General features: G+C 55.2%; 22 protein-coding genes. 7 read left to right on the top strand and 15 right to left on the bottom strand.

All coding sequences use genetic code 11. The features are described 5' to 3' along the window. Positions 1-18: 18 nt before the first annotated feature. The 3 genes from ROR01S_RS22240 to ROR01S_RS22230 form a co-directional block, all read right to left on the bottom strand. The gene (locus ROR01S_RS22240) at positions 19-2,142 is read right to left on the bottom strand and encodes an alpha-galactosidase (RefSeq protein WP_004869338.1); all 2,124 of its coding nucleotides are present in this window, start codon (positions 2,140-2,142) and stop codon (positions 19-21) included. A gap of 113 nt (positions 2,143-2,255) precedes the next feature. After that, positions 2,256-3,251: a substrate-binding domain-containing protein gene (locus tag ROR01S_RS22235; RefSeq protein ID WP_064359886.1), complete on the bottom strand. Its 996-nt coding sequence runs from the start codon at positions 3,249-3,251 to the stop codon at positions 2,256-2,258. Between the two features lie 95 nt (positions 3,252-3,346). Further along, positions 3,347-3,895: a helix-turn-helix domain-containing protein gene (locus ROR01S_RS22230; protein ID WP_004869333.1), complete on the bottom strand. Its 549-nt coding sequence runs from the start codon at positions 3,893-3,895 to the stop codon at positions 3,347-3,349. Positions 3,896-3,995: 100 nt separating this feature from the next. On the opposite strand from ROR01S_RS22230, the gene ROR01S_RS22225 reads away from it, so the two are divergent. Both ROR01S_RS22225 and ROR01S_RS22220 read left to right on the top strand, forming a co-directional pair. Then, positions 3,996-4,655 carry an AzlC family ABC transporter permease gene (locus tag ROR01S_RS22225; RefSeq protein WP_015585440.1) on the top strand — a complete coding sequence of 220 codons (660 nt, stop codon included), beginning with the start codon at positions 3,996-3,998 and terminating at the stop codon, positions 4,653-4,655. Further along, positions 4,655-4,978 (top strand): AzlD domain-containing protein, encoded by a 324-nt coding sequence (locus tag ROR01S_RS22220; protein ID WP_015585441.1) that lies wholly within the window; start codon positions 4,655-4,657, stop codon positions 4,976-4,978. The genes ROR01S_RS22225 and ROR01S_RS22220 overlap by 1 nt, the downstream gene beginning before the upstream one ends. A 41-nt stretch (positions 4,979-5,019) precedes the next feature. Here the strand turns inward: ROR01S_RS22220 and ROR01S_RS22215 are convergent, their stop codons facing one another. From ROR01S_RS22215 to fdhD, 9 genes are all read right to left on the bottom strand, one after another. Beyond that, positions 5,020-5,574 (bottom strand): P-loop nucleotide/nucleoside kinase family protein, encoded by a 555-nt coding sequence (locus ROR01S_RS22215; protein ID WP_004869327.1) that lies wholly within the window; start codon positions 5,572-5,574, stop codon positions 5,020-5,022. Then, complete coding sequence (locus ROR01S_RS22210) at positions 5,571-6,008, bottom strand: PTS sugar transporter subunit IIA (RefSeq protein ID WP_015585442.1); 438 nt, start codon at positions 6,006-6,008, stop codon at positions 5,571-5,573. Before ROR01S_RS22210 ends, ROR01S_RS22215 begins: the two co-directional genes overlap by 4 nt. 9 nt (positions 6,009-6,017) lie before the next feature. Then, positions 6,018-6,287 carry a hypothetical protein gene (locus ROR01S_RS22205; protein ID WP_004869323.1) on the bottom strand — a complete coding sequence of 90 codons (270 nt, stop codon included), beginning with the start codon at positions 6,285-6,287 and terminating at the stop codon, positions 6,018-6,020. Positions 6,288-6,353: 66 nt separating this feature from the next. Then, on the bottom strand, positions 6,354-7,196 hold the full coding sequence (locus ROR01S_RS22200) for a class II fructose-bisphosphate aldolase (protein ID WP_015585444.1): 843 nt from the start codon (positions 7,194-7,196) through the stop codon (positions 6,354-6,356). Continuing rightward, on the bottom strand, positions 7,183-8,550 hold the full coding sequence (locus ROR01S_RS22195; protein WP_004869317.1) for a PTS sugar transporter subunit IIC: 1,368 nt from the start codon (positions 8,548-8,550) through the stop codon (positions 7,183-7,185). Before ROR01S_RS22195 ends, ROR01S_RS22200 begins: the two co-directional genes overlap by 14 nt. Next, entirely contained in the window at positions 8,543-8,857 is a 315-nt protein-coding gene (locus ROR01S_RS22190; protein WP_004869315.1) for a PTS sugar transporter subunit IIB, read from the bottom strand. Before ROR01S_RS22190 ends, ROR01S_RS22195 begins: the two co-directional genes overlap by 8 nt. Before the next feature lie 11 nt (positions 8,858-8,868). Next, entirely contained in the window at positions 8,869-9,849 is a 981-nt protein-coding gene (locus ROR01S_RS22185; RefSeq protein WP_015585445.1) for a 6-phosphofructokinase, read from the bottom strand. Between the two features lie 401 nt (positions 9,850-10,250). Then, positions 10,251-10,463, bottom strand: coding sequence for a YdgH/BhsA/McbA-like domain containing protein (locus ROR01S_RS22180; protein WP_004869311.1), 213 nt, complete (start codon positions 10,461-10,463; stop codon positions 10,251-10,253). 127 nt (positions 10,464-10,590) lie between these two features. Then, complete coding sequence (gene fdhD, locus ROR01S_RS22175) at positions 10,591-11,427, bottom strand: formate dehydrogenase accessory sulfurtransferase FdhD (RefSeq protein WP_004869309.1); 837 nt, start codon at positions 11,425-11,427, stop codon at positions 10,591-10,593. A gap of 156 nt (positions 11,428-11,583) precedes the next feature. On the opposite strand from fdhD, the gene fdnG reads away from it, so the two are divergent. From fdnG to ROR01S_RS22145, 5 genes are all read left to right on the top strand, one after another. Continuing rightward, positions 11,584-14,634: a formate dehydrogenase-N subunit alpha gene (fdnG, locus tag ROR01S_RS22165; protein ID WP_088402721.1), complete on the top strand. Its 3,051-nt coding sequence runs from the start codon at positions 11,584-11,586 to the stop codon at positions 14,632-14,634. 12 nt (positions 14,635-14,646) lie between these two features. After that, positions 14,647-15,549 (top strand): formate dehydrogenase subunit beta, encoded by a 903-nt coding sequence (gene fdxH, locus ROR01S_RS22160; protein WP_004869304.1) that lies wholly within the window; start codon positions 14,647-14,649, stop codon positions 15,547-15,549. Next, a complete protein-coding gene (gene fdoI / locus ROR01S_RS22155) occupies positions 15,546-16,181 on the top strand; it encodes a formate dehydrogenase cytochrome b556 subunit (RefSeq protein WP_004869301.1) in 636 nt (211 codons plus the stop codon). The genes fdxH and fdoI overlap by 4 nt, the downstream gene beginning before the upstream one ends. Continuing rightward, on the top strand, positions 16,178-17,107 hold the full coding sequence (gene fdhE, locus ROR01S_RS22150; protein WP_004869299.1) for a formate dehydrogenase accessory protein FdhE: 930 nt from the start codon (positions 16,178-16,180) through the stop codon (positions 17,105-17,107). The genes fdoI and fdhE overlap by 4 nt, the downstream gene beginning before the upstream one ends. A gap of 198 nt (positions 17,108-17,305) precedes the next feature. Next, positions 17,306-18,235 (top strand): alpha/beta hydrolase, encoded by a 930-nt coding sequence (locus ROR01S_RS22145; protein ID WP_064359885.1) that lies wholly within the window; start codon positions 17,306-17,308, stop codon positions 18,233-18,235. Positions 18,236-18,250: 15 nt separating this feature from the next. On the opposite strand, the gene fabY is transcribed toward ROR01S_RS22145, so the two are convergent. Genes fabY through ROR01S_RS22130 form a run of 3 tightly spaced genes read right to left on the bottom strand, consistent with a single transcriptional unit; the run spans position 18,251 to position 20,531 of the window. After that, on the bottom strand, positions 18,251-19,192 hold the full coding sequence (gene fabY / locus ROR01S_RS22140) for a fatty acid biosynthesis protein FabY (RefSeq protein WP_004869293.1): 942 nt from the start codon (positions 19,190-19,192) through the stop codon (positions 18,251-18,253). A gap of 44 nt (positions 19,193-19,236) precedes the next feature. Further along, entirely contained in the window at positions 19,237-19,674 is a 438-nt protein-coding gene (gene dtd / locus ROR01S_RS22135) for a D-aminoacyl-tRNA deacylase (protein ID WP_004869291.1), read from the bottom strand. Positions 19,675-19,676: 2 nt separating this feature from the next. Then, a complete protein-coding gene (locus ROR01S_RS22130; RefSeq protein WP_004869289.1) occupies positions 19,677-20,531 on the bottom strand; it encodes a virulence factor BrkB family protein in 855 nt (284 codons plus the stop codon). Between the last annotated feature and the right edge of the window lie 2 nt (positions 20,532-20,533).

Genomic DNA, 20,533 nt, shown 5'->3' with positions numbered 1-20,533 from the left:
CCGGGCGGCCCATTGCCATCACACGCGTTGCAGACCAATCAAAATGGCGCTTTCCGGGTCGAGAATCGGCAGCGCCAGTCCCGCCTGTTGCAACCACTCGCCGCTTACCGTCTGCGGTGAGGTCATCCACGCCGGCAGCTTGCGCATGGTGTGGCCGCCCTCCCCCGTTACCTGAATATTGGGGTGATCAAGGAGCGTAATGTGATACCGCGCCCCCGCCTCCAGACCCGCAATGCGCAGCGGCGCCATCAGGCTGTAATCGGGCATTGCCAGCTGGCTCACCAGAAACAGCGCCTGCCCCTTATCTTCACTGACCACGCCGTGTGCAAGGGTGGTGGTATCCGGCATATCCAGCCGCCACTGCACGCCATGATGAATCACGTCGCGCCACTGCTTATGTAGCGCCGCATACTTGCGGTAGCCGGCACGCTCCTGTTCATCGGCGCTCACCGGATCCAGCTCCAGCCCCATATGACCAAACAGCGCGGTCAGGCCGCGAAAAGCGATACTGTGCTGACGGAAAGTAGCGTGACAGTGACGGTTGCCGATATGCGCCCCCATCACTTCCGGCGGGAAGAAATAACTCATGCCGCGCTGGATGGTATTACGCTCCAGCGCATCGTTATTGTCTGAAGCCCAGAAGCGGTGGCTGCGTTTAAGCACCTCGTAATCAATGCGTCCGCCGCCGGAAGAACAGGATTCAAACTCGATCTGCGGGAAGCGGGCCACTAAGGTATCCAGCAGGCGATAAAACTGACGGGTTTGCGCGTCGGCCGCCGCTTTGCCGTTATGCGCCGGCTGCACCAGCTCGCGGTTCATATCCCACTTCACATAATCAACCGCATGCTCGCCCAGCAGCCAGCTCATCCGCTCCAGCAGATAGTCGAACGCCTGAGGGATATTCAGGTTCAGAACATACTGATGACGTCCGGTCGGCGACTTATAGCCCGGCAGCGCCAGCACCCAGTCAGGATGCGCGCGGTATAAATCGGAGTTCGGGTTAATCATTTCCGGTTCAACCCAGATGCCAAACTCCATGCCCAGCGACTTCACATGGTCAATCACCGGCGTCAGGCCATTGGGGTATTTCTGCTCATCGAGATACCAGTCGCCGAGCGCCGCCCAGTCGTCGTTGCGCCCTTTAAACCAGCCGTCGTCTATGATAAATCGCTCGACGCCCAGCGCTGCCGCCTCATCCGCCATGCGCATGATGTATTGCGGGTCATGGTCGAAGTAAATCCCTTCCCAGGTATTGAGATGCACCGGTCGCGGTTTATTGCCCGGAAAGCGAATGATCTGCTCACGCAGATAGCGGTGGAACTGCTGACTCATGCCGTTCAGCCCCTGAGCGGAATAGCTGGCATAGAGGCTGGGTGTCCACAACGTTTCCCCTTCCGCGAGCGCCATTTCGCCCGGCAGATACAAGGCTTCCGCCTGTAGGTAGCGGCGGCCGTCGGTTTTCACCTCCGCGCGCAGACGGTGGTTGCCGCTCCAGCCCAGGTGCACGCCCCAGACCTCTCCCTCCATTTCGCAAAACGCCGGGCTACCGGTAATCAGCGCCGGGAAATGTTCATGGGAGGTGCGTCCACGGCGATTTTCCAGCACAAAACTATCGTGTTCGAGAGTCAGACGATGCGGCTGAAATTCGCGAATCCAACGGCCGTGGAACGCCATAACTTCGCGGGCACGCTCGGCAACCGGTAGCGTTACGGCCAGGCGATCGACCTGCCAGGGCTGCGGACGAAGATTGGTTACGCCGTGTCGGACGCGCAGAACGCCGCTGCTATCGAGCTCAATGTCGCTTTCCAGACGCAGACCGGCCTGCTTGTCTTCGCTGGTCAGCGTTAAGCGCTGCCCCTCCTGCAAAGCCCCGGTAGTGACAAAGACCGGCGAACCATCCAGGCCCTGACGATGCCCCTCAATCCCCGGCGCGCCGAACAACCCGTGGCCCAGTTCGGCCATCAAGGTGACCGGCGAGTCAACATCAAGGCGACCGTTGGCGATCGGGCGAGCAAGCGTGTCAGCATCCTGCGGCGAAAAGTGAGCTAAATGCGGCCCCCAGTAGATTATTTCGGCGAACGGCTGGGTTTTGATCACCACATCAACCGTGGCGCTTTGCAGACGTAAAATCGAATCAGACATCAGACATCTCCACAACAAGGAATGCCTTACTGTTGATCCGAAACGTTTCGGGTAACAACCAAAACGTTTCGGATCCGTGATCGAGTGCAGAAATTAACGTTGTGGAGAGATGATCAGGCGGTTTCGCCAGGGATGAATTCAGGTTGCCAGAGCACCTGTAAAGAGGAGAGGTCGTCACCGGCGATCAGCCGCCGGACCATCTCTGCAATCTGCCGGCCGACGCCCTGACGGGTGGACTGAATCACCGCCGCGACCTGAGTATCGATAATGCTGTCCTGCGGCAATCCGTCATAAACCACTAATGACACGTGGCTATCGCCGGTCAGGCGACCCAGCTGCGAAAGCGCCATCGCCGCGCCGTCGCCGTGGGTATTGCAGTCAGTGACGATCGCCGTCGGCGGCTCCGGCAGGCGCAAAAGCTCCAGCGTAGCCTGGTATCCGCCGCGGCGGGTGGGCGACACGCTACGCAGCCAGCTATCGGACAGACCGGCTTCGCGCAAGGCGTCCAGGTAGCCGTTACGCCGCTGAGTGATAAACGCCTGGCTGTTGTTTTCCCCCAGCAGGGCGATGCGCCGATGGCCCTGGCTGATTAAGTGGCGAGTCGCGCGATATGTCCCGGCATAATTATCGAAATCAAACCAGGCGTAGGGCTGCGGCAGGCGGCTGCGGCCAAGCGCGAGAAAGGGGAATCCCGAGGAGAGCAACTGCGTCAGACGCGGATCGTCATCCAGCGTATGCGCCACGATCAGCGCATCGACTCGCCGGCTTTGCACCATGCGCATATAGCCATGTTTATCCGCCTGTTCATCATCCGCGATCAGCAGCAAATCAATTTCATAACGCGCCAGCTCATGGCTAATCTCCCCGACCATCTCGAGAAACACCGTGTTATTCAGCGGAGCCGGACGGACGGGGAACACCAGACCCACGGCATCGATTTTGCCCATTTTAAGGCGCCTGGCAAAAGTATTGGGCCGATAGCCGCGGCGTTTTGCTTCCGCCTCGACGCGGGCTCGCGTCTCCTGCGACACGTCGTCATAGCCGTTTAATGCCCGGCTGACGGTGGTGACCGAGATCCCAAGTTCTTTAGCAATGGCTTTCAGCGACATATGTATCCCTGTCTTCGCGGAGAATGCGGCTAGTTTCCCGCAATACGGAGATGGCGTCCAGCAACAGCCGCAGCGCCGGTGTTCTCGCCATCCCGTTAGTTTTGTTCAGCAACCAGTATCGCCTGGGTATCCGGTTCCAGCGCCTGGAAAACATGTTCCTGATCCGCCGGATAGCAGATGTAATCCCCCTCACCGAGCTCTTCCGGCGCTTCGGTCAACCCGACCCGCGCGCGCCCCTGGGTGATAATAATATGCTCAACCGAACCCGGCGGATGGGGGTGAGAAATCCGATCGGCACCTGGCTGCGTCAGTAATAAATAGATATCGCGACGGGCGCCCGGCGGACAGGTCGCCAGTAAAATGGCCTGGTAATGAGCCTGTTCGGCCACCACTTTGGTTCCTTCTCCGCGACGCAAAACCTGTGTCTTTTGCGCCTGCGGCTCCAGCAGTTGCGCAAAAGGAATATCGAGCGCGACGCAGAGGGCCCACAAGGTCTCCAGGCTCGGATTACCGTTGCCCGATTCCAGCTGCGATAACGTTGATTTGGCAATGCCTGCCCGGCGCGCCACTTCCGCCAACGACAGTCCGGTACGTGCACGTTCACGTACCAGGCTTTTGGCAATCAGGCTAATTGGCTGTGTCATACACGGCTCCGCGTTTTTTATATCGAACGATTCGTTCGTCTTGAAAATCGATATTGATGCGTTCATTATAATGGAAATTCGTTCGATATGGCTAAATAGTATGAAGCAGCACTTCTCCTGTCTCAAAGCAGACACCATCAAAGCAATCGCGTTAGTGTGCCTGGCGGTCGGCATCGTCGGCATGTCCTACGGTTCGCTGGCGATGGCCTATGGCTTCCCGGTATGGGTTCCGTTTGCGCTCTCCCTTTCGGTACTGGCAGGCGCCTCCGAATTTATGTTTATCGGCATTATCGCCAGCGGCGGGAACCCGCTAGCCGCTGCGGCGGCAGGCTTGCTGGTCAACGCCCGCCATATTCCGTTCGGCGTCACGGTGCGCGACCTCGTCGGCAAACGCGGCGTCAGCTTGCTGGGTTGCCATATTATGAATGATGAGAGCGTGGTGTTCGGGCTCTCGCAAAAAACGCCGGAACAGCGTAAAGCCGCCTACTGGCTGTGCGGGCTCGGCGTGGCGATTATCTGGCCCGTAGGGGCGCTACTCGGCGCCATGGTCGGCAAGCTATTGCCCGACCCGGAAACCATTGGTCTGGATGCGGTATTCCCGGCTATTTTGCTGGCGCTGGTGATTCCGGCGTTTAAAAACCGCACCACCTTAATCCGCGCCTGCAGCGGCGCGGCGCTATCCCTGGCCACCGTTCCCTTTGCTCCGGTGGGTCTGCCGGTGCTGCTCTCATTGTTTGGCTTGATGACGAGGAAAAAATAATGGCTGATATCACGCTGTTCATCGTCGGCATGGCGATTTTATCGGCAGGAACCTATTTGATGCGTCTGGGCGGGGCGAAGCTCGGCAGTCGTTTAGCGCTTTCTGAACGTTCTCAGGCGCTGCTTTCCGATGCGGCAACGGTATTGCTGTTTTCTGTTGCCCTGGCGACCACCTTTTATGAAGGTGAACATTTTGCCGGCATGGCGCGAGTGCTGGGCGTCGGTTTCGCCGTCTTTCTTGCCTGGCGCAAAATGCCGCTGATCGTGGTGATTATTTCGGCGGCGGTGATCACGGCGCTGCTGCGTCTGGCCGGGCTTTCGTAGGCCGGACAGGCGCAAGCGCTATCCGGCAAGCAGACGCTCCGTCAACCCAGGGTCTGCTTAATCCACTCCGATAGCCTGATAATATCCAACGGTTGCTGTTGATCCACCGTGAAGACCGGGCCAAGTCGCATCGGCTCAGCCCGTTCAGCCAACAGGGCAAGCTCCGGCAGATATTCTTCTCCGGGGTGGCCCGCCCGACGATCCTGCAGACGCGTGGCATAGCGTGACACGGCAAGCTCAGGAGAGATTTGATTCCAGATCTCAACCACTTTCTCAACTCCCGCCTGATGCAGCCATCGTTGTAGCGTTTCCCGGGGCTGGAAACCGAACCAGGCGTCGACTAACCAGATAACGTTGGCTGGTGAATGGCCGATGATCGACCAGATAACCTCGTAGGCCGCGCATCCCAGCTGACGATTAAAAGGCCGATCGATGTCGGTAAAGCACGCCATAAACGGCTCTTTAATCTCATCGATGGTCAGGAGCGGCAGGCCAAAGGTTTGCGATAGCGCCTGGGTTATCGTGCTCTTTCCCGAAGCGGGGACGCCGTTAATTAAGATCACGGTTTTACAGCCGGCAGTGAGATGTCTGTTCATAACAACGCTATCACCTCTTCTCTGGTACTGGCGGCGCGAAGCCTGGCCATGGTTTCGTTATTGTCCAGCAGTGCAACAATCGCCCGAATTCCCTCTTCAATATGCGCATTGCTATCCTGGGCGCCGAACATAATGACGATATCCGCCCTGTCGCTTCCGGCAAATTGAATCGGTTTATCTAATACCACCAGACTGAAGCAGTTTCGCTTCACCCCGCACTCCGGTCTGGCGTGTGGAATGGCAATCCCCTCTTCAAATACGTAATAAGCACCGTGATTGAGAGTATTATCAATCACCGCTTTACTATAACTCTCAGAGATATACCCGTTCGCCACCAGGGGACTGGCGGCAAGCTCAATCACTTTGCGCCAGTCAGACTCCAGCACGCCGATCTGAATGGCATCGGCCTCAATCAGCAAATCTTTTATGGTCATTACGCCTCCCTAGATATTACGGCGAATAATATTGCGTAACTCATCAATACGAATAAATAGTGCGTCGATATCCTGACGATGTATTTTGCTTTTAGCATACACCGATAGCGCCCTGTTATACTTCAGCATCAATGCCTTCTGGATCTCACCATTGCCAGGCTCGCCCTGTAGTTCATTTTCCAGCGTCTTTATTTCCTCAGCCAGTTCGCGGGACAGCCGATCATAATCCTGCGGCGGATGATTCTCTTTTTTCCACAACGCTTTCAGTGATTGAAACATAATCTTCTCCCGCCCTGACGGGTGCAGGGCTAACCTGGTAATGACAATTTATTATTGCGGATTTAACTATTTAAATAATTCCATTTTTTCCATCAGCACCTGGGTGACCGCATTATTGGCGGGAATTAAAAACTTACGCACGCTGTCATTAACCTTACCTTTTTCAAAAGTGGTTTTACATTGGTCAACCCACTGCACGTTCATTTCTGTGCCCACATTGACCTTATTAATCCCTTCAGTCACCGCTTTACGCATATCCTCATCACTGACGCCGGTACCACCGTGCAGCACCAGCGGAACGCCCGTAGCCCGGCTAATCTCCTGAAGGCGCTGATGCTGGATCTGCGCCTTGCCGGTATAAAGGCCGTGCACGGTGCCGACGGAGACAGCCAGCATGTCAACCCGGGTCTCAGTTACGAAGCGCGTGGCGTCTTCGACGGTGGTAAAGCTGATATCCTCTGCGGCAACGGCTTTACCATCTTCTGAACCCCCGATGGCGCCCAGCTCCCCTTCAACGGTGATATTCCGCGGCCGCGCCATTTCCACCACAATCCGCGTATTGCCGATATTTTCCTCGAGCCCCAGGTGTGAACCGTCGTACATGACCGATGAAAATCCGGCATTCATGGCTGTTTCAATCGCACTGATATCAGAACAGTGATCCAGATGCAGACAGGTTGGCACATTTTCACTTTCCGCCAGTGAACGGACGGCATCCACCAGTAAACGATAGCCAAGATATTCCGCCGTACCGGTCGAGATTTGAATCATTAAAGGGCTATTGCTCTTTTGCGCGGCTTTAAAAAAAGCCGGTAGCATTTCAATACAATGCAAATTAAATGAGCCAATAGCTTTGTAATTTCTTTGCTGAGCGATTTTCAGAATATCGTTAAAATTATACAGACTCATGAATCTTTTCCCCTTTAGGCTTAGATGATGTACCGTTTACGAACCATGCCAGTGCGGCAACAAAAACAATAAACAAGGCGACAAATAACCAGTTGTTCTGTAAGGCATGGCCTAATACCAGGCCTGAACTAATAACATCTGAATCACTGAATGTGACGCCGGTAAAACCGTAGCTTTCAAGCATCGGTACCAGAATGGCAGGCAGGAAAGTAATAAACAGACCGTGAACCACACCGCCAATCATTGCCCCGCGACGCCCACCCAGCGCATTACCAAAGACGCCCGCCGTACCGCCGGCAAAGAAGTTGGTTAACAGTCCAGGGAGGATCATCGCCAGGCCAAACATCGGGAAGACCAACATGCCAATGATCGAACCCACCGTCGTTGCGAGGAATCCCACGATGACCGCGTTAGGGGCATAAGGGAACAGGACGGGGCAGTCCAGCGCCGGTTTCGCATCCGGCACAATACGCATGGCAATACCGCGAAAAGCCGGGACCAGTTCATTCAGTAACAAGCGCACGCCGCTGTAGAGGACAAAGACCCCTGCCACAAACTGAACAGACTGCATAAAGGCATACATCAGGTAGTTCACACCGCCGGAAAACTGGGCGATATACTCGGGTCCGGCAGCCAGCGCCGGGATCAGGTACATGGGGACCATCACCACCGCCATGGCGAGATAGGTATCCTGCAGAAACTTGAAGTTATCAGGCAGTTCAAGATCTTCTGTGGAGCGGGAACCTTTACCCACCACTTTGGCCACCGCCGCCTGGACTAAATATCCGATGGTGCAAAAATGCCCGAGAGCCACATCGTCAGAATCGGTAATACGTCTGACCACCGGCTGCGCTAACGCCGGCATCAGTACCGCCATGACGCCGCCAAAGATACCGCCGGTCAGGATCAGCGGCAGCCCGGTCAGCCCGGCTTTGTAGCCAATCACCGTGCCAATCGTTGCCATCCACAGCAGCGCCTGTCCGGTGAGGAAGATATATTTCAGCGGTGTCAGGCGGGCGATAATAATATTAACGGCAAAGATCACCATCAGCGTCAGCGCCACTTCAGAACCCAGTTCTCGATTCGCCAGACCGGCGATAGCAGCGACATCGGTGATGTATCCTTTCATCCCGAAACCGTGGGTGAAGATATCGTTAAGGAAGCTCAGGGTGGCGACAATAATATTAATGCCGGCCATCATAATTAAGAACCCGAGCAGCGTTTTAAACGTCCCCTCAACCGTTTTACCCACTGACTTCTTCTGTAAAATCAGACCCAGCATGGCAATAAACGCGATTAATATCGAAGCCTGGCCGAGCAAATCTTTTACAATAAACTCGATAAAGCTATTCATGATCGGTCACCTTCAGATTGCGCTCTTTCAGGAATGAGACAATTTTCCGCTCAATTTCATCTTTATCCGTCAGGCGGTTGAGGACCACTACACGTTTTATTTCCTCTTCATTAGCGTCGGCGGTTAATATGTCGGCGAATGTTTTTTGCGTCAAAATAATGTCGGATTTAAATGCTCCAGCTTCAGATACGGTGGTATGTTCAATATGTGCAGGAATTTCCAGCTTCTTTAATACTGCTTTCGCCGTCATTTCGATGGCAAAGCTTGAACCGAGGCCGCAGCCACATACGCAAAGAATTTTCAGCATGTAGGGTCTCCTCAAATAATATTGAGTTGTTTGGCAAGTTTATAATGATGTCCTTCGATATCTACCAGACGTTTTTTCATACTGACTAAGTCAATTGGAATAGGTTTATTGCTTGAATTTATAATAATGGCTTTATTTTTCATTCCTGACTGAATACAGCGAACGACTTCGTTCGCCATGATCGTGCCCTGGTAAATTTCTTCGCAGGTCGGGTCGCCGCTGCGCAGTCCATAGCCGATGATGGTTTTACGGATGCGGACACCGATGCGTGGCTCAAGCTGTTTGATCATCGTATCGATAGCCCCTTGAAACCCAGGGGAATACTCCCTGGTGTAACCTTCAGAGCAAAGTATCACCACGCTGTTTTGCTCGCGAAGCTTGCGTCTGACGCGCTCGGCCAGATCCTCTAATGGCATCTGTGCTTCCGGGATCAGCGCAATATCGGCATTACTTTTAATTGCTGACTGCAGCGTTAGCTCTCCACAATACCCTCCTAATATTTCAACCATAAACACCCGCCCAGGTAATGCTCTGCCGGTATTTCTTAAACGAGAAACCTCCTTGATAATTTGTTCGCAGGCTGTAGAAAAACCGATAGTATAATCACTACCGTATACATCATTATCGATAGTCATCCCGACACCGAAACAGTTAATATCAAATTCGCTAAGCGTATTAAGGAACTGTAGGCTGCCATCACCGCCGGCCATAATGAGTACATCAAGGCGCAGCGACTTAATTTTCCTGGCTATAGTTTCATACTCACTCCGCAGCAATTTACGCGTGGTTCGGCCGGACGTAATAACAGGCAGTGAACAAATAGAGAAATCGACAAGATCCCGCCAGGCGATTTCCTGATGATTTTTATCGAGCAGCCCAGGTATTCCACCATTAAAAATGGTGATCTCCGCGCTTGCGAGCTTCGCAACCTGAAAAATGAAATTATTAATTCCCGATACATCGCCACCGCTAATAACAATACCGATTTTCATGGTCACCACCGTCATATTTCCTTGCCCACATTTATCCCTAAGTTCAAGACCTGGATTTGCAACGAATATCACATAATTATGATTAATTGATCCGTGGTAACGATTGACAGACGTAAATATGGGGTGTTTTTTGTGATGTGCGTCTCACTTAAAAGATGAGATCGCCTTAACAGTTATTTTCAAATAACTTTATTATTCATTAGGTTAAATATTGAGAGGATAGCGTGTCATTTTGCTTGCCAGCGGGTTAATTTCGTCGCCAAAAGCAAAGAAGAGAAACGTGATAAACACCACATTTTTTTGAGGAGAAGTGGAGGTGTCGGGCGGAGAGTTTTCCTGATGGTAAAAGCACAAAAACAAAAAAAGCGCCCGCAGGCGCTCTTTCGACGGTGATGCCGGTTTTATTTGTTCAGTTCTGCCGTCATATGCACGCGATTACCGGTGAAGGCTTCGGTGATGGTGTAAGAAGAAGCACCGGCGGCCTGAGCCTGAGCGGCGATTTTCGCTTCCGCACCGTCCATTGTAGAGGCGGTTGCGCTCACTGACTGCGCGGCGAAAGAACCAAAGGAAGCGGTAAGAGCGATAACTGCAGCAAAAGTTTTGATGCTTTTCATGATGTAAATCCTTCATTAAGTTGTTTGGGTAAGGCGTTGTGCCTTGATGTGATAAATAATAGACCTCACAACCCACGACTAAAAGCGGAAGGATTTGCTCTCATCGTTCAAAAAAATTGACTTATTTTTAACCGGCGATCAGCCGCTGCGGATGGGTGTAAACCGTTGCCCTGCCCGGGCGGCAAAAGCCCACCAGCGTCAGGTTGCAACGTTCCGCGACCTCCACCGCCAGCGCGGTAGCGGCGGAAACCGCAAACAGAATTTCCACACCGCACATTGCCGCCTTCTGCACCATCTCGTAGCTGGCACGGCTGGAGACTAGCGCCGCCCCGCATTGCCAGTCATCGCCCTCTTCTACCCGTCGCCCCAGCAGTTTATCCAGCGCGACGTGACGCCCGACATCCTCATGTCCGCCCGCCAGCTCACCGGACGGACGCAGCCACGCCGCCGCATGGGTGCAGCCGGTGATATGGCCAATCGGCTGAACATCACGAAGCTGCTCCAGCGCGCGATCGAGATTCCCCAGGCTAAAGGTTTGGGTGAAAGGTAAGGGTTGCACCGGCTTGCCGATATCGTTGAGCTGCTCAACGCCGCAAACGCCGCAGCCGGTGCGCCCGGCCAGCGCGCGACGGCGCTCTTTCAGTCCCATAAAACGACGGCTGGAGAGTTCAATCTGCACTTCCAGACCGTTGCAGGCCGGCACCACTTCCATCCCGTAGATCTCGCGCCGGTTTTCAATAATCCCTTCGGATAATGAAAAACCGACGGCAAATCGTTGCAGGTCAGTGGGAGAGGCCATCATGACAACGTGTGAGATACCGTTATAGACCAGCGCCACAGGAACTTCTTCGGCTAATTCGTCAGACTGCGGATGTTGCAAATCATCGCGCTTCCAGAGCGCGACCTGACGACATCCTGTGATGTTTGTCACATTTTCAATTTGTTCGGGAGGGTTCTTGTTCACTTTGTCTTAACCGTATTGGAACAGGCATACACACAATGTGGTATTCTTTGCATACCCCTTCAAGTGAAAGGGTGATCACCCCCAATTCTGAACCTTTGCGGCGCTTACCGCAAAGTAAATAACTACATGTGACAATGTCGATACAAGGAGTGAACCATGCAGGTCAGCAGAAGGCAGTTCTTTAAGATCTGCGCTGGCGGTATGGCAGGCACAACGGCTGCAGCGCTGGGTTTTGCCCCAGGCGCCGCGCTCGCGGAAACCCGGCAATATAAACTGCTGCGTACCCGTGAAACCCGTAACACCTGTACGTACTGTTCTGTCGGTTGTGGGCTGTTAATGTATAGCCTCGGCGACGGTGCGAAAAACGCCAAAGCATCCATCTTTCATATCGAAGGTGACCCTGACCATCCGGTCAACCGTGGTGCGCTCTGCCCGAAAGGGGCGGGTCTCGTCGACTTTATCCATTCCGAAAGTCGTCTGAAGTTCCCGGAATATCGTGCGCCAGGCTCCGACAAATGGCAGCAAATCAGCTGGGACGACGCGTTCGATCGCATCGCGAAGCTGATGAAAGAAGACCGCGATGCCAACTTTATCGCCAAAAACGACGCCGGCACCACCGTCAATCGTTGGTTGACCACCGGCATGCTGTGCGCTTCAGCCTCCAGTAACGAAACCGGCTATTTAACGCAGAAATTCACCCGCGCGCTCGGTATGCTCGCGGTAGACAACCAGGCACGCGTCTGACACGGACCAACGGTAGCAAGTCTTGCTCCAACATTTGGTCGCGGTGCGATGACCAACCACTGGGTTGACATCAAAAACGCCAACCTGATCGTGGTGATGGGCGGTAATGCCGCTGAAGCGCACCCGGTAGGGTTCCGCTGGGCGATGGAAGCCAAAATCCATAACGGCGCGAAGCTGATTGTTATCGACCCACGCTTTACGCGTACTGCGTCGGTAGCCGACTTCTATACCCCGATTCGTTCCGGTACTGACATTACCTTCTTGTCAGGCGTCATCCTGTACCTGCTGAATAACGAAAAATTCAACCGCGAGTACACCGAAGCCTATACCAACGCCAGCCTGATCGTGCGTGAGGATTACAGCTTCGACGACGGGTTGTTCAGCGGCTATGACGCGGCAAACCGCAAATACGATAAGACCAGCTGGAACTATGAGCTGGACGAAAACGGCTTCGCGAAACGCGACACGACGCTGCAACATCCGCGCTGCGTATGGAATCTGCTGAAACAGCACGTTTCCCGTTACACCCCGGAGGTTGTGGAAAATATCTGCGGTACGCCGAAAGCGGACTTCCTGAAAGTCTGTGAGTACATCGCTGAAACCAGCGCCCATGATAAAACCGCGTCATTCCTCTACGCGCTCGGCTGGACGCAGCACTCTATCGGTGCGCAGAACATCCGTACCATGGCAATGATCCAGCTGCTGCTTGGCAATATGGGTATGGCCGGCGGCGGCGTGAACGCCTTGCGCGGTCACTCCAACATTCAGGGGCTGACCGACCTGGGGCTGCTGTCGCAGAGCCTGCCGGGTTATATGACGCTACCGAGTGAGAAACAGACCGACCTGCAAACCTACCTGGCCGCCAACACGCCGAAGCCGCTGTTGAAAGATCAGGTGAACTACTGGGGTAACTACCCGAAATTCTTCGTCTCAATGATGAAGGCCTTCTTTGGCGATAAAGCCACGGCGGAAAACAGCTGGGGCTTTGACTGGCTGCCGAAGTGGGATAAGGGCTACGACGTCCTGCAGTACTTCGAGATGATGCACCAGGGCAAGGTCAATGGCTATATTTGCCAGGGCTTTAACCCGGTGGCCTCGTTCCCGAACAAAAACAAAGTGGTCGCCTCGCTGTCGAAACTGAAGTTCCTGGTGACTATCGACCCGCTCAACACCGAAACGTCCACCTTCTGGCAAAACCACGGTGAGTCGAACGATGTCGATCCGTCGAAAATCCAGACCGAAGTGTTCCGTCTGCCCTCCACCTGCTTCGCCGAGGAGAACGGCTCTATCGTCAACTCCGGACGCTGGCTGCAGTGGCACTGGAAAGGCGCGGATGCCCCGGGGATTGCGACCACCGATGGCGAAATCCTCGCCGGCATCTTCTTACGTCTGCGGAAAATGTACGCTGAAAACGGTGGTCCGGCGCCTGAGCCGGTGCTGAATATGACCTGGAACTACTCCACGCCGCACGAGCCCGCTTCGGAAGAGGTGGCGATGGAGAGCAACGGCAAGGCGCTGGCGGATATTACCGATCCGGCCACCGGCGCAGTGCTTGTGAAGAAAGGCCAGCAGCTCAGCTCCTTCGCGCAACTGCGCGATGATGGCACCACCGCCAGCGGTTGCTGGATCTTCGCCGGTAGCTGGACGCCGGAAGGTAACCAGATGGCACGTCGCGATAACGCCGACCCGTCCGGGTTGGGTAATACGCTGGGCTGGGCCTGGGCATGGCCGCTCAACCGTCGCATTCTGTATAACCGCGCCTCTGCGGACCCACAGGGAAAACCATGGGATCCGAAACGCCAGTTGTTGAAATGGGACGGCGCAAAATGGGGCGGCGTGGACATTCCGGACTACAGTGCCGCCGCACCGGGCACCGACGTCGGGCCGTTCATCATGCAGCCCGAAGGCATGGGTCGTCTGTTTGCTCTCGATAAGATGGCGGAAGGTCCGTTCCCGGAACACTACGAGCCGTTTGAAACGCCGCTGGGCACCAACCCGCTGCACCCGAATGTGGTCTCTAACCCGGCCGCCCGCGTCTTTAGCGGTGACCTGCAACAGATGGGTAAAGCGGATAAGTTCCCGTACGTCGGTACCACCTATCGTCTCACCGAGCATTTCCACTACTGGACCAAACATGCGCTGCTTAACGCCATCGCCCAGCCGGAACAGTTCGTGGAAATCGGCGAGAAGCTGGCGAACAAGCTCGGCATCGCGCATGGCGATACCGTTCGCGTCTCCTCCAATCGCGGTTATATCAAAGCCAAGGCGGTGGTGACCAAGCGTATTCGCACGCTGAAAGTGGACGGTAAGGATATCGATACGATCGGTATTCCTATCCACTGGGGCTATGAAGGGGTGGCGAAGAAAGGCTTTATCGCCAACACGCTGACGCCGTTCGTCGGCGATGCGAACACGCAAACGCCGGAGTTTAAAGCCTTCCTCGTGAACGTGGAAAAGGTGTAACGGAGACGACTTATGGCTTATCAATCGCAAGACATCATTCGTCGTTCCGCGACTAACGGTTTCACTCCCGCGCCTCAGGCGCGGGACCACCAGCAGGAAGTCGCGAAGCTTATCGACGTCACCACCTGTATTGGCTGTAAAGCCTGTCAGGTCGCCTGTTCAGAATGGAATGACATCCGTGATGAAGTCGGCAGCAACGTCGGGGTGTACGATAACCCCGCGGATCTGACCGCCAAATCCTGGACGGTAATGCGCTTCTCGGAAGTGGAGCAGAACGACAAACTGGAGTGGCTGATCCGTAAGGATGGTTGTATGCACTGCGCCGATCCGGGCTGCCTGAAGGCCTGTCCGTCGGAAGGGGCCATCATTCAGTATGCCAACGGCATCGTCGACTTCCAGTCCGAACAGTGCATCGGCTGCGGCTACTGCATCGCCGGCTGTCCGTTTGACGTCCCCCGGCTCAACCCGGAAGACAACCGCGTCTACAAATGTACGCTGTGCGTAGACCGCGTCACCGTGGGCCAGGAACCGGCATGCGTGAAAACCTGTCCGACCGGAGCGATTCACTTTGGCTCCAAAGAGGACATGAAGGTGCTGGCCGGCGAACGTGTCGCCGAGCTGAAAACCCGTGGGTATGACAATGCGGGCCTGTACGATCCGGCTGGCGTTGGCGGAACGCACGTGATGTACGTGCTGCACCACGCCGACAAGCCAAATCTGTATCACGGCCTGCCGGAAAACCCGGAAATCAGCGCCACCGTGAAGTTCTGGAAAGGGATCTGGAAACCGCTCGCGGCGGTAGGGTTTGCCGCGACCTTTGCAGCCAGCGTCTTCCACTATGTCGGGGTCGGTCCGAACCGTGCGGAAGAGGAAGAAGACAACCTGCATGAAGAGAATGACGAGGTGCGCAAATGAAAAGACGTGACACCATCGTGCGCTACACGGCGCCGGAACGCATCAACCATTGGGTCACCGCCTTCTGCTTCATGCTGGCGGCGATAAGCGGACTGGGATTCTTTTTCCCGTCCTTCAACTGGCTGATGCAAATCATGGGCACTCCGCAGCTGGCGCGCATTCTGCACCCGTTTGTCGGGGTCATTATGTTTGCCTCATTCATCATCATGTTTTTCCGCTACTGGCACCATAACCTAATCAATCGGGATGATATCTTTTGGGCGAAGAATATTCGTAAGATCGTCGTCAACGAGGAAGTGGGTGACACCGGGCGCTATAACTTCGGCCAGAAATGCGTATTCTGGGCGGCGATTATTTTCCTGGTTCTGCTGCTGGTAAGCGGTGTGATCATCTGGCGTCCGTATTTTGCGCCTGCGTTCTCAATCCCGGTAATCCGGTTAGCGCTCATGCTGCATTCATTTGCCGCAGTAGCCCTAATTGTGGTTATCATGGTGCATATTTACGCCGCCCTGTGGGTGAAAGGCACCATTACCGCGATGGTGGAAGGCTGGGTTACCAAAACATGGGCGAAGAAACATCACCCCCGCTGGTACCGAGAAGTTCGCCAGAAACAGGAAAATAAGACTGAATGAGTATTCGCATAATCCCGCAAGATGAGCTGGGGTCGAGCGAGAAACGCACGGCGGATTATATTCCGCCGTTGTTATTCCCCAGACTCAAGAACCTCTACAATCGCCGCGCAGAGCGTCTGCGCGAGCTGGCAGAGAACAACCCGCTGGGCGATTTTCTGCGTTTTGCCGCGCTGGTCGCCCACGCGCAGGAAGTGGTGCTCTATGACCACCCGCTGCAAATGGATCTGACCGCGCGCATCAAAGAAGCCAATGCGCAGGGCAAACCGCCGCTGGATATTCACGTCCTGCCGCGCGACAAGCACTGGCACAAGCTGCTGCATTCGCTAATTGCCGAGCTGAAGCCGGAGATGAGCGGTACCGCGCTGGCAGTTATCGAGAATCTGGAAAAATCCTCCGATCTGGAGCTGGAAGAGATGGCAAGCGCGCTGTTCGCTTCCGACTTCGCGCTGGTGAGCAGTGATAAAGCGCCGTTTATCTGGGCTGCCCTGTCGCTCTACTGGGCGCAAATGGCCAGCCTGATCCCAGGCAAAGCCCGCGCAGAATACGGTGAAGCACGCCAGTTCTGCCCGGTATGCGGCTCAATGCCGGTTTCCAGCATGGTGCAAATTGGAACCACCCAGGGGCTGCGCTACCTGCACTGCAACCTGTGTGAAACCGAATGGCACGTGGTGCGCATCAAATGTAGCAACTGCGAACAGACCCGCGATCTCAACTACTGGTCGCTGGAAAATGAAGACGCGGCGGTGAAAGCCGAAAGCTGCGGTGACTGCGGGACTTACCTGAAGATTCTGTATCAGGAAAAAGATCCGAAAGTGGAGGCCGTGGCCGACGATCTCGCCTCGCTGGTGCTGGACGCTCGCATGGAGCAGGAAGGCTTTGCCAGAAGTTCGATTAACCCGTTTATGTTCCCGGGTGAAGGGGAGTAAAACCCCTCGTAGTGCCGGGTAATCCAGATTACCCGGCACTCTCCCCCCGATGCGTAAGCACCTCAGCACAGGAAGGCCTTCGCTTTAGTACGCCCTTCTCCCGTTCCCGACACGCATTTTTGACAAAAAACCCCTTTTCTATCGACTACAATCCAGGCTATAACACTGTATATCCATACAGACCAAAGGAATATAATGATGGCACTGGAACACGGTATCGCCCGGCTGGTTGAGGAGTTTATCGCCGCAGGGCGCCCCTCTTCACGACAGCAGAATATTGATGACCGGAGGGCGGGCTATGTAGCCAGTGCGGTGCTGGCCGGAGAAAGTGAAACGCGTGTGCAGGTGGACGACATCACGCTGGAAGGGATCAATTTTCGCGTGGTGTCGCCGCAGAATGCTGCCGGTCCGCTGCCAACCGTTATCTACTATCACGGCGGCTGTTTTTGTTTTGTCAGCGGCGGCTTCGCCACCCACGATAAACAATGGCGTCAGCTGGCGTATGACAGCGGCTGCCGGGTGATTGCCGTGCAATACCGGCTGGCACCCGAGCAGACGTTTCCTGCCGCGCACGATGACGCGGAACGGGGAGCGCAGATTATCCGCCGCCACGCAGAAGCGCTTGGGGTGGATACCTCGCAAATCACCCTTGCGGGCGATAGCGCGGGGGGAAATCTGGCTCTCGTCACCGCGCTACGGCTGAAAGCCGCGGGTGCCTGGCTGCCCGCGCAGCTGATTCTGATTTATCCCATGCTGGATGCTACCGCGGCGTCGGCAAGCTACGTCAGCAACGGAGAGGATTACATTATCACCCGGGATACGCTCCTGAGCGGTTATGAAATGTACCTGCCCTCGACGGAGTCTGCACACCCGGAGGCCAGCCCGCTCTGGCGTGATGACTTCAGCGGCCTGCCCCCCGTGCATATCCTCACCGCCGAATATGATCCGCTGCGTGATGAAGGCGAAGCGCTGTATCAGCGAATGGTTGAGCAAAACGTGGCCTGTACCTGTCAGCGCTATGCTGGGGTGATTCACGGTTTCTTTCAGCTGGGTGGCATCAGTCTGGCGGCGCGCCATGCCATGGGAGATGTCGCCTGGCGAATCCGTTCACCAGGTCGGTCGCGATAATCACTGCGACGGGAATTACTCTTCTTCGTTCCCGCCCTCTTCATACGAACCAAACGGCTTCGCGGGCAGAACGATGTAAATACCTTCAAAAATGGCGCCCAGACTCTCACCGCCAAACAACTCAACCTGCAGCTGCACGCGGGCTTTACGTCCGCGCGCCAGGCGGTCGAGATCGCCGCTGAGCGACCCCAGATCGGCCACTGCGCTCGGGCGGCCGCTGATCGGCTGGCTGTAACGGATATGGGCATCGGCGAGAATAATCGTGCCGCCCAAATGCCGCTCGCGCAGCATCAGCCAGATCAGCCCCCAGCCGGTCAACGTCGCCAGGGAAAACAGACTTCCGGCAAACAGCGTATGGTGCGGATTCTGGTTTCCGGCTTCGGGCATGGTGGTGATGAAATTTTTGCCGGTGTACTGCTGAATGCGCACGCCCATTTTTTCGCTGAGCGGAATGTGCTGATACCAGGCCTGCTGCAGCTGCCCGCACCAGTCGCCGCGATGCAGAATATCGTCCAGCGAGGCGATCGGTTTAATCATCAGGAAGTGGCGGATAGGTGTGGTGGTTGGCGTGGTAATCTCGCCCTGGTTAACAAAACCGAGCTTGGCAAAGAAATCCATCGCGTCTTCGCGAGCGCTACAGGTCACGCGCTTAACGCCTTCCTGACGAGCGACGGACTCCAGCGTCATCGCCATCAGCGTCCCCAACCCTTTATCCTGCACCGACGGGTGTACGGCCATAAAACGAATAGAGGCTTCGTTCTCCGCGTTTATATATAGCCGCCCAACGGCAACCAGGTTGCCTTCTTCATCCACTACCATCTGGTGATGCGCCATCGCATCCCAGGCGTCACGCTCCGATCCTTTGGGCTGATGAAGCGGCTTGCGCAACATCTCCCAACGGAACTGATAGTAGCTCTCGAGTTCGTCTTCTGTTTGCGGTACACGAAGGTGATACATAGCTGTACTCTCTTTTGTTACCCGCAGCCGGCCCGGAAGCTGGCTCATACCTGTAACCAAAAGGTCACAGGACCATCATTTACCAGTGATACCTGCATATCCGCAGCGAATCTCCCGGTTTGTGTGTTCATCTCCTGCTGGCGACAGCGCGCGACAAAATAGTCATACAGCGCTTCTGCTCTGTCAGGAGCGGCCCCTTTGGAAAAACCCGGGCGCATGCCCCGTTCGGTATCCGCTGCCAGCGTGAACTGTGAGACGACCAGCACGCTGCCGCCGGACTGCTGCACATTCAGGTTCATTTTTCCTTCGGCGTCGCTGAAGATACGATAGCCAAGCACGCGTTCGCACAGGCGATTCGCTTTTTGCTCATCATCGTCTTTCTCGACGCCCAACAACACCAGAAGCCCCGGGCCGATTTCACCCGTCACTTCGCCCTCCACGGTTACGCTTGCACGGGATACGCGCTGAATTAATGCAATCATAGTTATTCTGTTTCTTCTTTTTTAAGTTTGCGGTATTCCTCGAGAGTGACAGTAATTTCTGCCCCAAGCAAGACGATACACCACGTCCAGTACACCCAGACAAACAAAATAGGCACCACGGCTATAACGCCGTAAATCAGCTGATACGACGGAAACGCCGTGATATATAAGGCAAATGCTTTTTTACCCGCCTCAAATAACAGCGCCGCCACCAGCGCTCCAATAATCGCATCGCGATTGCGTACCTGGGTCGTCGGTACAATGCTATAAAGCAGCCAAAACGCCGTCCACGATAAAATCAGCGGGAAGAGACGCAGCACATCATCAATCACGCTGTTCAGTTCGCTTGCCCAGCGCAACGACAGCAGATAAGAGCTGATGGCCAGGCTCGCCCCCGCCAGCAGCGGCCCCAGCGTCAGAATCATCCAGTAAACGGCAAACGAGTAAATTTTGGACCGGGTGCGGGTGCTGCGCCAGATGGTGTTCAGCGCGCTATCAATAGAATACATCAGCAGCAGTGACGTCACGATCAGCCCGAAGGCGCCGACGGCCGTCATCCGGCTGGAGTTCGCAACAAACTGTTCGATGTATCCCTGGATGACATCCCCGGTCGCCGGGATGAAGTTAGCGAAGATAAAATGGCGAATCTGCCCGCTGACCTCAGAGAACATCGGAAATGCCGAGAACAGCGCAAAGACAACGGCGATCAGCGGCACCAGAGAGAGTAACGACACGTAGGCGAGATTCCCCGCCAGCGTCGTCATATGGTCTTCATCAATACGCCGCCACAGCAGTTTTATCCAGGCCATCAGGGGCCGGACGCGATGCTTTGCTTTTTGATGAACGGTTTTGAGCATAG

Source organism: Klebsiella ornithinolytica NBRC 105727 = ATCC 31898, assembly GCF_001598295.1.
In the GTDB taxonomy this organism is placed as follows: Bacteria; Pseudomonadota; Gammaproteobacteria; order Enterobacterales; family Enterobacteriaceae; genus Klebsiella; species Klebsiella ornithinolytica.
This window is presented reverse-complemented; position numbering and strand designations above follow the sequence as displayed.

Coding starts and splice junctions, on each gene's coding strand:
- ROR01S_RS22180 (WP_004869311.1), bottom strand. CDS start 10,463: ATGAAAAGCATCAAAACTTTTGCTGCAGTTATCGCTCTTACCGCTTCC.
- ROR01S_RS22225 (WP_015585440.1), top strand. CDS start 3,996: ATGAAGCAGCACTTCTCCTGTCTCAAAGCAGACACCATCAAAGCAATC.
- ROR01S_RS22195 (WP_004869317.1), bottom strand. CDS start 8,550: ATGAATAGCTTTATCGAGTTTATTGTAAAAGATTTGCTCGGCCAGGCT.
- fabY (WP_004869293.1), bottom strand. CDS start 19,192: ATGTATCACCTTCGTGTACCGCAAACAGAAGACGAACTCGAGAGCTAC.
- ROR01S_RS22145 (WP_064359885.1), top strand. CDS start 17,306: ATGGCACTGGAACACGGTATCGCCCGGCTGGTTGAGGAGTTTATCGCC.
- ROR01S_RS22230 (WP_004869333.1), bottom strand. CDS start 3,895: ATGACACAGCCAATTAGCCTGATTGCCAAAAGCCTGGTACGTGAACGT.
- ROR01S_RS22200 (WP_015585444.1), bottom strand. CDS start 7,196: ATGAGTCTGTATAATTTTAACGATATTCTGAAAATCGCTCAGCAAAGA.
- ROR01S_RS22210 (WP_015585442.1), bottom strand. CDS start 6,008: ATGACCATAAAAGATTTGCTGATTGAGGCCGATGCCATTCAGATCGGC.
- ROR01S_RS22190 (WP_004869315.1), bottom strand. CDS start 8,857: ATGCTGAAAATTCTTTGCGTATGTGGCTGCGGCCTCGGTTCAAGCTTT.
- fdoI (WP_004869301.1), top strand. CDS start 15,546: ATGAAAAGACGTGACACCATCGTGCGCTACACGGCGCCGGAACGCATC.
- fdxH (WP_004869304.1), top strand. CDS start 14,647: ATGGCTTATCAATCGCAAGACATCATTCGTCGTTCCGCGACTAACGGT.
- ROR01S_RS22235 (WP_064359886.1), bottom strand. CDS start 3,251: ATGTCGCTGAAAGCCATTGCTAAAGAACTTGGGATCTCGGTCACCACC.
- dtd (WP_004869291.1), bottom strand. CDS start 19,674: ATGATTGCATTAATTCAGCGCGTATCCCGTGCAAGCGTAACCGTGGAG.
- fdhE (WP_004869299.1), top strand. CDS start 16,178: ATGAGTATTCGCATAATCCCGCAAGATGAGCTGGGGTCGAGCGAGAAA.
- ROR01S_RS22130 (WP_004869289.1), bottom strand. CDS start 20,531: ATGCTCAAAACCGTTCATCAAAAAGCAAAGCATCGCGTCCGGCCCCTG.
- ROR01S_RS22205 (WP_004869323.1), bottom strand. CDS start 6,287: ATGTTTCAATCACTGAAAGCGTTGTGGAAAAAAGAGAATCATCCGCCG.
- ROR01S_RS22215 (WP_004869327.1), bottom strand. CDS start 5,574: ATGAACAGACATCTCACTGCCGGCTGTAAAACCGTGATCTTAATTAAC.
- ROR01S_RS22185 (WP_015585445.1), bottom strand. CDS start 9,849: ATGAAAATCGGTATTGTTATTAGCGGTGGCGATGTATCGGGAATTAAT.
- ROR01S_RS22220 (WP_015585441.1), top strand. CDS start 4,655: ATGGCTGATATCACGCTGTTCATCGTCGGCATGGCGATTTTATCGGCA.
- ROR01S_RS22240 (WP_004869338.1), bottom strand. CDS start 2,142: ATGTCTGATTCGATTTTACGTCTGCAAAGCGCCACGGTTGATGTGGTG.